Source organism: Mammaliicoccus sp. C-M13 (genome assembly GCF_022386845.1).
GTDB classification, from domain to species: Bacteria; Bacillota; Bacilli; order Staphylococcales; family Staphylococcaceae; genus Mammaliicoccus; species Mammaliicoccus lentus.
On record NZ_JAJNHQ010000001.1, the window covers coordinates 13741 to 26160 of the forward strand.

The 12420-nt window shown below is 28.0% G+C and carries 9 protein-coding genes; 8 read left to right on the forward strand and 1 reads right to left on the reverse strand.

The features are described from left to right. The first annotated feature begins 119 nt into the window (after positions 1–119). The 4 genes from LQ615_RS00075 (at position 120) to LQ615_RS00090 (ending at position 5006) form a co-directional block, all read left to right on the forward strand. Positions 120–479, forward strand: coding sequence for a hypothetical protein (locus tag LQ615_RS00075; protein WP_239704049.1), 360 nt, complete (start codon positions 120–122; stop codon positions 477–479). Between the two features lie 444 nt (positions 480–923). Continuing rightward, positions 924–1790 carry a UTP--glucose-1-phosphate uridylyltransferase GalU gene (galU, locus tag LQ615_RS00080; protein ID WP_135031426.1) on the forward strand — a complete coding sequence of 289 codons (867 nt, stop codon included), beginning with the start codon at positions 924–926 and terminating at the stop codon, positions 1788–1790. Between the two features lie 15 nt (positions 1791–1805). Further along, positions 1806–3455 (forward strand): phospho-sugar mutase, encoded by a 1650-nt coding sequence (locus LQ615_RS00085; protein ID WP_239704048.1) that lies wholly within the window; start codon positions 1806–1808, stop codon positions 3453–3455. A gap of 81 nt (positions 3456–3536) precedes the next feature. After that, positions 3537–5006: a glycosyltransferase gene (locus tag LQ615_RS00090; RefSeq protein WP_135031422.1), complete on the forward strand. Its 1470-nt coding sequence runs from the start codon at positions 3537–3539 to the stop codon at positions 5004–5006. Positions 5007–5175: 169 nt separating this feature from the next. Here the strand turns inward: LQ615_RS00090 and tagD are convergent, their stop codons facing one another. Continuing rightward, positions 5176–5568 carry a glycerol-3-phosphate cytidylyltransferase gene (gene tagD / locus LQ615_RS00095; protein ID WP_070045303.1) on the reverse strand — a complete coding sequence of 131 codons (393 nt, stop codon included), beginning with the start codon at positions 5566–5568 and terminating at the stop codon, positions 5176–5178. Positions 5569–5861: 293 nt separating this feature from the next. On the opposite strand from tagD, the gene LQ615_RS00100 reads away from it, so the two are divergent. The 4 genes from LQ615_RS00100 (at position 5862) to LQ615_RS00115 (ending at position 12110) form a co-directional block, all read left to right on the forward strand. Continuing rightward, entirely contained in the window at positions 5862–7205 is a 1344-nt protein-coding gene (locus LQ615_RS00100) for a glycosyltransferase family 2 protein (protein WP_239704047.1), read from the forward strand. Then, the gene (locus LQ615_RS00105) at positions 7202–8311 is read left to right on the forward strand and encodes a glycosyltransferase family 2 protein (RefSeq protein ID WP_218708798.1); all 1110 of its coding nucleotides are present in this window, start codon (positions 7202–7204) and stop codon (positions 8309–8311) included. Before LQ615_RS00100 ends, LQ615_RS00105 begins: the two co-directional genes overlap by 4 nt. A gap of 9 nt (positions 8312–8320) precedes the next feature. Beyond that, positions 8321–10345, forward strand: coding sequence for a CDP-glycerol glycerophosphotransferase family protein (locus tag LQ615_RS00110; protein WP_239704046.1), 2025 nt, complete (start codon positions 8321–8323; stop codon positions 10343–10345). A 121-nt stretch (positions 10346–10466) separates the two neighbouring features. Beyond that, complete coding sequence (locus LQ615_RS00115; protein ID WP_239704045.1) at positions 10467–12110, forward strand: phospho-sugar mutase; 1644 nt, start codon at positions 10467–10469, stop codon at positions 12108–12110. The last annotated feature ends 310 nt before the right edge of the window (positions 12111–12420 follow it).

Consider the following 12420-nt stretch of genomic DNA (forward strand, 5'->3'; position numbering starts at 1 on the left):
TAGAATGTGATATTTATTAAAAAATCATGATTTCATTCAAAGAAGCTCTCTATAGTTGTATATCAATATTTTGTAGTTTAATATTAATGATAATAGAAACTAGAGAAAGAGGTATACAAATGAAAAACTTGATACCAGTAATATTAGTCGTATGTTTCACATTATTTACGGGTTATTTAATGATAACGGGGGAAATGGGCACCGATGAAAAAGATGATAAAGCTACAGAACAAAAGAAAGATGCTAAATCATCTAAAGAAAAGAAAGAGAAAAAGGAAGGAAAACAAGATTCAGAAATGAAAATAAATAATCAACAAGATTTAGCTGAAATTATCTATAGCAAAAAAGATGAAAAAACAAAAATGGATGCATATAACCAAGCAGTCGAAAAGAAAATATTACCGAGAAGTAATAATTATCAAGAAGCGGTTTACGCATATGAGGAGTCAGTGCAAATTAAAGAAAGTATAAGTGAATAGAAGAAATATAAAAGCCCTGCATACGCATTTAGAATAAAAGAGTATGCAGGGCTTTTGTGTTGTGTGTCTACATCTTACATAAATGATTAGTTAGAATACTCATGGTTATTATTAAAACCGTCATCTACTCCAAGTTCTTTCATTTTTTTATAATCGTTTAAAGCGAAAATGGATTGTAGCTTATTATATTACTATTTAAACCGAAATTATATTTGTATTATTTTAATAAAATCAATAATTTAAAACAAGTAATATATATAAATTAAAGTTAAAATGAGAATAAATTGATTAAAATGCTTTTTACTTTATAATAAGAGAATAGTAAAAATTACTAGCATTGTATAAAATATTTAGCAGGAAAATTATACAATAGATGATTAAAATACTAATTTTATATTGAGTATCGATGAATTAAATTTATGTTTTTAGTAGGAGGAATAAAATATGACAATTAAAAAAGCAATTATCCCAGCAGCTGGGCTTGGAACAAGGTTTTTACCAGCAACTAAAGCTATGCCAAAGGAAATGTTGCCAATATTAGATAAACCAACGATTCAATACATCGTTGAAGAGGCAGCAAAAGCTGGTATTGAGGATATTATTATAGTTACGGGGAAACATAAACGTGCTATTGAAGATCATTTTGATACTCAGAAAGAACTAGAAACAAATTTATATGATAAGGGAAAGATAGAGTTACTTGAAAAAGTTCAATACTCAACAAACTTAGCTAATATATTTTATGTTAGACAAAAAGAACAAAAAGGTTTGGGGCATGCAATTTATACGGCTAAACAATTTATTGGTAATGAGCCATTCGCCGTATTATTAGGTGATGACATTGTTGAATCAGATACACCAGCTATTCGTCAATTAATGGATCAATATGAAGAAACTCATAAATCAGTTATAGGTGTTCAAACAGTTCCAGCAAGTGAAACACATAGATACGGTATTATTGCACCTCAATCTCAAGATGGCAGACGATATGAAGTTGAAAAATTTGTAGAAAAACCTAAACAAGGAACAGCACCATCTAATTTAGCGATTATGGGTAGATATGTATTATCTCCTAAGATCTTTGATTATTTAGAAAATCAAACCGAAGGTAGCGGCGGTGAAATACAATTAACAGATGCTATTGAACGCCTTAACCAAGATGATAGAGTTTATGCGTATGATTTTGAAGGGGAACGTTATGATGTTGGCGAAAAAATAGGGTTTGTTAAGACGACAATCGAATATGCATTGAAAGATAATGAAATGAAAGAAGAAATCAAGCAATATATTCAATCACTTAATATAGAGTAGAAAGGCGGCGAGATTGTGAAACAAGCATGGGAAGATAAGCTTTCTGAGAGTTTAGTTGAATCGTTTCATAATGAACTCACTGAACAAGAAATAGAAGAAGGGTTTCAAGATACATTAGCCTTCGGTACAGCTGGTATTAGAAGTACTTTCGGTATTGGCCCAGGTAGGTTAAATAAATTTACGATACAAAAATTTGCTTTAGGTTTCGCAAATTACTTAAAGGATATTTCGGATGAACCAAAAGTGATAATCCACTTTGATACAAGATACTTATCAAAGGAATTTTCAGAAGAAATCGCTAAAGTTCTCGGAACTTATGGTGTGATAGTGGTATTACCTGATACTTATAAGTCTACACCAGAATTATCATTTGCAGTTTGTCATTTAAATACAACCGCAGGTATTATGATAACAGCGAGTCATAATCCTAAAAACTATAATGGCATTAAAGTATACGGAGCCGACGGTGGACAATTATTAACAGAACCATCATTAAAGCTCAGTGAATATATTGATCAAGTAACTGACCCATTAAATATTAAAGTGAATGACTTAAAGACACTGAAAGAAAACAATATCGTTATACCATTTGAAAATGAGACTACAGAAGCTTATAAAAAAGCAGTCTGCGATTTAGTTGGCGCATTCAAAACTCAAAACTCAAAAACTGTATTATCAAGTTTACATGGTACAAGCTTGCCAATACTTTCTGATATTTTACATGATTTATCTTATGATCATTTTGTAATTGAAACATCTCAGTCAGAGCCAGACAGCGATTTTCCAACGGTTAATATTGCTAACCCAGAAATGGAAAATACATTTGATTTAGGGAAGGAATTAGCTGATAGAGAGAGTGCGAATTTAATCGTAGCTACGGATCCAGATGCAGATAGATTAGGTATTGTAGAACGATATGAAGATGGCACAACCCGTTACTTTAATGGTAATGAAATCGGATTGTTACTTCTGAAATTAAGACATGATGAATTACAAAGTACAAAATCAAATATGATTAAATCAGTTGTAACGGGTGCTTTAAGTGAGAAATTAGCAGAACATTTACATATAGATGTAATTAATGTCTTAACTGGATTTAAATATATATCAGAACAACTTAAAGCATTAGAAAATGATGAAGCTAAACTTGTATTAGCTTTCGAAGAAAGTCATGGTTATTTATTAAATGATTTTTCTAGAGATAAAGATGCCATTCAAACCGCGGCCTTATTAATTAAATATAAAGAACAGCTAACACAAGAGAATCAAACGTTTAAAGATGTATTAGAAACAATATATGAAACGCTTGGCCATTATCAAGATAAGACTTTATCTCTAACCTTTAAGGGGATGGAAGGCAAAGCACAAATCAAACAAATAATGGACCACTTCAATCGCCTTACAACAATTGAAGTAGGAAATTTAAAGCCTTTAGTTATAGAGAACTATATTAAGCAAGAAAGCACAAATGTTGAAACAGGCGAACAAAGTAAAATCGATTTACCTCAAGCAGATTTAATTAAATTTATATTTGAAGAAGGATTCATCGCAGTCAGACCATCAGGGACAGAACCAAAAATGAAATTATATTTCTCGCTTGGTGTAGAAGATTTTGAAGGTATAGTTGAAGAGTTTTTGCGAGATATTGACATTGACCATGTTTAAAAAAATGAATTATCAGTAACAAGTTTTGAAAATGAAAATTAATTTTATGTACATAATTAAAGTAAAGAAGGAAGATAAATCATGATATATACAATAACATCTACGTTACCACTAGTACATGCAGGAAGAACTAAAGCTTTATTAAAAAGAATAAAGTTATATAATAACGATTTAAATATTGCTCAAAATATTTTAACTACTAATTATAACCCCAATTACTCTACAGTGTATAAATCTTTTATAGATAATAATATTCTGGATAAAGATACGCATATAATTAATATTTATGATTGGTTATCAGATTTTAAATTATTAAATGAAGAACCATTGGATATCATTGAACAGAAAATCAGAATATCAAATTATAATGCAAAACCAGATTTAAAGAAAAATTGTAAAAGATACTATGATAATGACAGTAACAGATATATTCTTTACAGACAGTACTATCCTAATTCAAAAGTGATAAAATTTGAAGATTATTTTACTGAGGGTGTAAAGCATAAAAGCGAAAGATGGGAATATAATGAAAGTGGATATTTACATAAGATAACTAATTTTAGCAGAAAGATAAATAAAAAAATAGCTGAGTTTTTTTATGACTTAGAAGGTAATTTATATTGTAAAAAGTTTTTTGAAGAAAACGAAAATAACAAACTCGTTAATATTGTTACTTATAAAAATAATATTATAAATAAATCTTTTAATAATGAAAATGAACTATTTAAATACTTTTTTGATAGTATTTTTAGAAAGGGAGATAAAGTATTCAACGATGCTAGATTATTGGATAAATCACTTCTACAATGTGAAAAAGATATAAAAACTATTTTAGTTTTTCATAATTCTCATGTAACAGAAGGAGAATTAAAAAACTCTTACAAATATGCATTAAATAATTCAGATAAAGTAGCTAAATATTATTTACTAACTGAAAAACAAAAGATTGAAATCCAAAATGATTTTCAAATACAAGATGAAAAATTTGCTGTAATACCTCACTTTATAAAACCTTCTAATCTAGTATGCGAAAAGAAAGATCAATTTATATATTTGGGAAGATTTAGTGAAGAAAAACAAATATCCCATATTATACATGCTTATAAAAAATTTAAAGAAACAGGATATTCTACTAAATTAGTGTTATATGGGGGTACAGATGATAAATCAAAAAATGAAATAAGAAATTTGATATACGACTTAGATTTAGAAAAAGATGTTGAAATACATTCGTTTACAGATAATCCTAGTAAGGCTTTTGCTGAATCAATTGCTTCATTATTAACTAGTAAATATGAGGGGTTCGCATTAACTGTAATGGAGAGTATAAATGAAGGTTGTCCCTCAATATCGTATGACTTAAAGTATGGACCTAGTGAAATTATCGAGAATGGGGTTAACGGTTATTTAATTGAACCAAATAATATTGAAAAATTTGCAGAAGCTATGGTTTCTATAAAAAAATACCCTTTAAAGGAAGTACAGACAAAAAATAGTCTACGTTATGAATGTGCTATTAAAAATTTAGAAAATTTATTAGCAGATATTTAAATATTTACTTATAACACTTGGATACCTAATAATAAAATATAATGATTTTATAACTGGTTAAATAATATAGAAAAGTGAACCTCAAAATAAATTGTTGTAGAATCTTTGAAGGTTTAAAAACATAAAAAGAGTCTAGATATTTCCAGACTCTTTTTATGTATATATTTAATCAACTATCTCCATATAATTCTTTTTTAATTTGAGTTGTTGAAATGCCTTCTGTTCGATTTAAATATATAACTTCGCATAGGTCTTTAAGGAAATCAAACTCACCTTCCCAATCATGACCCATTAAAAATGTATCTACATTGTATTCTTTAACGTCTTTTACTTTTTGTTCCCATTCATTTTCAGGAATAACAAGATCAACGAATTGAATAGATTCTAACATCATTTTTCTTTGTTCATAACTATAATAGGATTTTTTGTCTTTTAATTTATTAAAATTGTCAGTAGAAAGTGCCACAATCAAATAATCGCCATATTCTTTAGCTCTTCTAAGTAATTCTATATGTCCGTAATGTAGCAAATCATATGTACCATAAGTAATGACTCTTTTCATAATGAACCTCCTTATAACATTATATAAATGTTAATATATTGCAAACGTAATGTAAACGATTATCTAACAGAAAGTAAAAATAACAATTTTAAAATCTCTGGCCTTTTTAAGGTTAGAGCTTTTTTATTAAGAAGTAGAGCCATTACATATTAAAAATATATAATTATTTTTAAATATAGATGAACTGAAAATATAATTGTAAATTAATAGGAAATATGTATAATTAAGTTAAGTTATTTGGATTATAAAGACATACCCAACATGAAAAAACTATTATAGGATGGTTAATTAATGTGAAAGATGATTTGAAAATTTCAATTATAGTTACTGTATACAATGCTGAGGATACGATAAGAAATACAATTGAAAGTATTTTAAAGAGTTGTGAGAACGAACGTTCTGAGCTTGTTATTGTAAATGATGGTAGTACAGACCGTACAAAGGATATTTTAGATGGATATGGAAAGTTAGATAATGTTATTGTTATTCACCAAGAAAATAAGGGTGTTAGTGTTGCTAGAAATAAAGGATTAGATTCTATTGATAAAGATACAGATTTGATTACTTTTATTGATGACTCTGATTTAATTAGCGAAAATTTTGTCAAAGTTGCTAAACATTTCTTTAGTGAGCATAGAGACATTAAAGTAGCTATTACACCAATTAAGGTTATGAGAAATGAACAGACATATGATCATGTACTGAATTATAGGTTTCAGAGGTCGCAGAACTTTATTGATATTATGCGAGATTATAAGTGTATTCATTTCCATATCGGTGGGATTGTTTTTAGTTCGGAGTTGTATGAGGGTGGTCAGTTAAAGTTTAATGAATCCTTATCTTATTGGGAAGATGCAGACATGTTTAACTCTATTATTTTAAGTGAGCTAAAGTATGGGTTGTTAAAGGACAGTCATTATTATTATGACCGTAATAATGAGACTTCGCTAAGTCGCAAAATATGGTCTTCAGAAAAGCGTTACACGTATCATATTAAAGAAAATTATTTTTCTTTAATTCAAAAATCAATTGCTATACATGGTCGTGTAATACCATATATTCAATATTTAATTGCATTACATTATTTAGATTATTTAGTAGAGCATAATCAGAAATATATTAACGAAATGCACACAAATATTGATAGGTCTTTTGAATTTTATTCAAAAAAAGTGTTTAAGTATATAGATTTGAAAATAATAGATAATTTAAGCTGTTTGAATGTTTATAAAGCCTATTTATATTCTTTGAAAGGTGTGAAGTTTCCTTATTTTAAGCATTATAAGGATATTCAATTAGTTATCAATGAATATAATTGGAGAACTCAAAGAATGGTATTTTCTTTCTCTAAAAACATGTGTGGTTTAGATTACCGGTCTTGTGTGTCCGTTTATTTTGGTAAGAAAAAAGTTACGACTGCAACTGTTAAAGAATTACGAGATGTTACATTATTAGGCCATCCTCTAGAAGATATATGCATGGCTAAATATATAGCTAAAGTTCCTTTGAAATGCTTATTGTTTGGATGCAGATTCAAAGTTGAAGATATCGAAACAAATACAATAATTTGGGTAAAAAATGATGCGCTAGTGAAAAGGTTATACAGAAGAATTATGAAAAAGGGAGCAAAGAAATGAAAATCTCAGTAATTTTACCAATTTACAACGTTGAGGATTATATAGAAGAATGTCTAGATTCTTTGTTATTCCAAAGCATTGGTGAAGAAAATTTAGAAATCATATTAGTAGATGACTGTTCTACAGATAATACTGCTAACATAATACAGGAAAATAAACACAAGTTTACTAACTTAATATATTATAAACTTCCTGTAAATCAAGGTTCTCCTGGAAAACCTAGAAATATTGGAGTAGAAATGGCTACGGGAGATTATATTCATTTTATGGATCCTGATGATACGATTGAGGAAAATACTTATGAAGTATTGTTAAGTATTATGGATGAAAAAGATGATTTTGCTATGGGGAGAATGGTTTCTGTAGACGAAGATGGTTCAGAATTTCTTCACCCTACTTTCAGAGAACATAAGTTAATGAAAACTTATAAATCAACAAATTTATTAGATACACCATTTTTTGCACAAGTGAAAATTGGTGTTGTCCTTAAATTAATAAGAACGTCATTTTACTTAGATAACGAAATTAAGTTTGTAGAAGATATGAAAAATGGAGAAGACAAAATTGTAGATACTTTGCTGTATACAAAAGCTCAATCTTTCTCATATACGCCAGATATCGTTTATAGATATAGAAATAGAGAAGAAGACGCTAATAAATCATTAACTCACCAAGCTATAAAGCCCTCTATATACAATGATATAGAGGCATATAATACTTGTCGCTCTTATTATAACGATGAATGTTTAGAGTTTTTTAAAATTAATGCCCTGAGATCAATATTTTGGAAAGTGCTAGATGAAGATTTTAAAGAATTAGATGAAAATACGAAAATTACTATTTTTAAAGAAATAAGAAATATTATTTTGAATTATAATAAAGCAGTTTTTAAGATGTATCTACAAAATGAAATACCAATTATTAATTTAATTCAAAAAGAAGAGTATCAATTAGCAATATCATATGCACAACTATTAACATCAAGAAGAAAATATTTTTATGAAGGTAAAAATCTAGAGAGAAATTATAGAATATATAATCAGTTTAAAAAAAGTAAAAGTATAAAGTTGTATAGAATACTAAGTAAAATGAGAAAGTTTAAATAGGAGATCAACATGAAATTACTACAAGTATTATTTGATATTAAGAACAAAGACGTAGATTTATTTAATGAACAATTAAATCATGAGATTTTTGAAAAAACTATAATTGTAGATACTATTCAAGATGAATTTGAAATTTTTGATGACGTTGAGCATTATGATTATATCGTGTATACAAATCCTAATTTTTCTATATCAAAACAATTAATTACGACAACAATCAGTGAAATGAAAGAAAAAAATATAAAAATATCCCAATTTACTTTAAGGGATAAATACGATATTGAAGAATATGAATACAATTTAAGTAATTATAGAGATGTATTTTCAACATTAATTATTGAGAGCAGTCTAGTGAAAAATAATTCATTAGTAGACACTTATTTAAATACAAAAATGAATTTATTTAACCAAGATTATATATTAGTTGAATCGCAGTATATGGGTAAAAGTGTAAGAAATGATGATTATAAAGAAAATCTCTTGAATTTATACATGATGTTGATGAATCATGTGAAATATCAAGACGTATTAAATGCATTCGAAAGTGATTTAGAATTTACTGGTTTTATTGATTTTGCTATAGATAATAAATATTTTGAGCAGAATGTTGAAAAAGATATGCAAAAAGCTTATTTAGACACATTACGTAAGTTTCTGAAAAATGATAGGCTATTTCAAAATGAAAACTATACGCCATATTCTTTCTTTTATCAGCTTGTCATGAAAGGATATGATGAAGCTGCATTAAACGCATTAGTCCTAATTAAAAGCGAACGTTATTGGAAAGAAAAAACTGCACAATATTTAGATCAACCAGTTGATTTAACACAAGATATTAAACAAACAAATGCTTGGAGACAAACACAAAAATTTAGAGACACCCGAATAAAACTTAAAGAACACCTATTTAACTTTGAGAAAAATTTACTTAAGATCTGCGCCAAAGTGTATAAATTAAAAAATAAAAAAGAAGTATGGTTAATAAGTGAAAGGATTAATAGTGCCTCTGATAATTCATACTATTTATACAAATATATCCAGGAAAATAGAACAGACTTAGATGCTTATTATTTAATAGATAAAAAAGCAACATCAGCAATAAAAAAATTAAGAAAGTATAAAAATTTGATATATCTTAAATCATTTAAACATAAAATATTAATGCTTGTAGCTGATAAATACATTACATCCTTTACCTTTGAAGAAACAATGGCACCATTTAATCAGAGCCTCTATAAGAAAATATATAAACAAGAACTACTGAATAAAAAAGTTATTTCGATTCAGCATGGTATGATTATTCACAATATATCGCCATACTTAAGTAAAAACTGTTATAAAGTTGATTATATTACTGCAAATAGCAAATATGAGAAAGAAATTATAATGGAAACATTAGGATATAATGATAATGAAGTTCTTATAACAGGAATGGCACGTCATGATAATTTACTTGAAACTTCAAAAATGAGTAATGAAATATTATTTATGCCTACTTGGCAAAGAGGATTACAAAATTTAAGTCAATCTCAATTTTTACAGACAGAATATTACAAGAAGTTAAATCACTTTATTAATCACCCGTTACTTTATAATTACTTAAAAGATAATAATTTATCATTAAATGTATTAATGCATCCTCAGTTTGAAAAATATTCTGAACAGCTAACAGGTAATGATGAAAATGTGAAATTTCAAAGTACAACTAAAGTAGAAATACCTGATTTAATTGCTAAGAGTAAATTTCTTATTACAGACTTTTCATCTGTAGCTGTGGACTTTCTGTTTCAAAAAAAGAATGTTGTGTTTTATCAGTACAATAAATATGCTTCTCATCATGTCCCTTCAAAACAAATTAGATATGAAGAAATAGGGGAAGTAGTGGCGAATTTAGAAGAATTATTTGCGACGCTAAACAAGTTTAAAGATAATCAATTTGCATTATTACCTGAATATGAAAATTCTTATGAAAGACTGTATGAAGTGAAACAAAATATAAGAGAAACTATTGTAAATAAAATTAAAGAAATATAAATTTATAGGCTAATATAAAAATGCTATTAAAAACATTCAATGCATAGTAGGTATTAAAGACAAATATAATTGAAAAGGTTAGAATAGAGTTACTTACATAGTGTAGAAAGGCGGCGAGATTGTGAAACAAGCATGGGAAGATAAGCTTTCTGAGAGTTTAGTTGAATCGTTTCATAATGAACTCACTGAACAAGAAATAGATGAAGGATTTCAAGATACATTGGCATTCGGTACAGCCGGTATTAGAAGTACTTTCGGTATTGGGCCAGGCAGGTTAAATAAATTTACGATACAAAAATTTGCTTTAGGTTTCGCAAATTACTTAAAGGATATTTCAGAGGAACCAACAGTGGTAATCCACTTTGATACAAGATACTTATCAAAAGAATTTTCAGAAGAAATCGCTAAAGTTCTCGGAACTCATGGTGTGATAGTGGTATTACCTGATACTTATAAATCGACACCAGAATTATCATTTGCAGTTCGTCATTTAAATACAACCGCAGGTATTATGATAACAGCGAGTCATAATCCTAAAAACTATAATGGCATTAAAGTATACGGAGCCGACGGTGGACAATTATTAACAGAACCATCATTAAAGCTCAGTGAATATATTGATCAAGTAAATGACCCATTAAATATTAAAGTGAATGACTTAAAGACACTGAAAGAAAACAACATCGTTATACCATTTGAAAATGAGACGACAGAAGCTTATAAAAAAGCAGTCTGCGATTTAGTTGGCACATTCAAAACTCAAAACTCAAAAACTGTATTATCAAGTTTACATGGTACAAGCTTGCCAATACTTTCTGATATTTTACATGATTTATCTTATAATCATTTTGTAATTGAAACATCTCAGTCAGAGCCAGACAGCGATTTTCCAACGGTTAATATTGCTAACCCAGAAATGGAAGATACATTTGATTTAGGGAAGGAATTAGCTGATAAAGAGAGTGCGAATTTAATCGTAGCTACGGATCCAGATGCAGATAGGTTAGGTATTGTAGAACGATATGAAGATGGTACAACCCGTTACTTTAATGGTAATGAAATTGGATTGTTACTTCTAAAATTAAGACATGATGAATTACAAAGTACAAAATCATATATGATTAAATCAGTTGTAACAAGTGCTTTAAGTGAGAAATTAGCAGAACATTTACATATAGATGTAATTAATGTCTTAACTGGATTTAAATATATATCAGAACAACTTAAAGCGTTAGAAAATGATGAAGCTAAACTTGTATTAGCTTTCGAAGAAAGTCATGGCTATTTATTAAATGATTTTTCTAGAGATAAAGATGCCATCCAAACCGCGGCCTTATTAATTAAATATAAAGAACAGCTAACAGAAGAGAAACAAACGTTTAAAGATGTATTAGAAACAATATATGAAACGCTTGGCTATTATCAAGATAAGACTTTATCACCAACCTTTAAGGGGATGGAAGGCAAAGCACAAATCAAACAAATAATGGAACACTTTAATAACCTTACAACAATTGAAGTAGGAGGATTAAAGCCTTTATTTATAGAGAACTATATTAAACAAGAAAGAACAAATATTGAAACAGGTGAACAAAGTAAAATCGATTTGCCTCAAGCAGATTTAATTAAATTTATATTTGAAGAAGGATTCATCGCAGTCAGACCATCAGGGACAGAACCAAAAATGAAATTATATTTCTCGCTTGATGTAGAAGATTTTGATGGTATAGTTGAAAAGTTTTTACGAAATTACAATTTGAAATAAAATATTTTGAAAAGCCACATTGGGTTAAAAAATCCAATGTGGCTTTTTTATTTGAATACTACCAACTATAGGAATTAAAAATTAGATTTTGTTAACTAGAAAACGAAAATGACCTGAAGATAAAAATCAATAAAATTTATAAACACCCATATAATAAACTTAAGGTTAATTATAAGACACTAAAACTTATAGAAACTCCTGTATTGACAGAGATAACTCGTATTATTATGATAGTGTTTCAAAAAAATGTAGACATTTGTAAACTATTTGTTAATATTGTTAATATTGAATTAAAAATTATATGAAATTA

What these genes read in the sequence shown, in the direction of transcription:
- LQ615_RS00075 (WP_239704049.1), top strand. Translation starts at nt 120, where the DNA reads ATGAAAAACTTGATACCAGTAATATTAGTCGTATGTTTCACATTATTT.
- galU (WP_135031426.1), top strand. Translation starts at nt 924, where the DNA reads ATGACAATTAAAAAAGCAATTATCCCAGCAGCTGGGCTTGGAACAAGG.
- LQ615_RS00090 (WP_135031422.1), top strand. Translation starts at nt 3,537, where the DNA reads ATGATATATACAATAACATCTACGTTACCACTAGTACATGCAGGAAGA.
- tagD (WP_070045303.1), bottom strand. Translation starts at nt 5,568, where the DNA reads ATGAAAAGAGTCATTACTTATGGTACATATGATTTGCTACATTACGGA.
- LQ615_RS00105 (WP_218708798.1), top strand. Translation starts at nt 7,202, where the DNA reads ATGAAAATCTCAGTAATTTTACCAATTTACAACGTTGAGGATTATATA.
- LQ615_RS00110 (WP_239704046.1), top strand. Translation starts at nt 8,321, where the DNA reads ATGAAATTACTACAAGTATTATTTGATATTAAGAACAAAGACGTAGAT.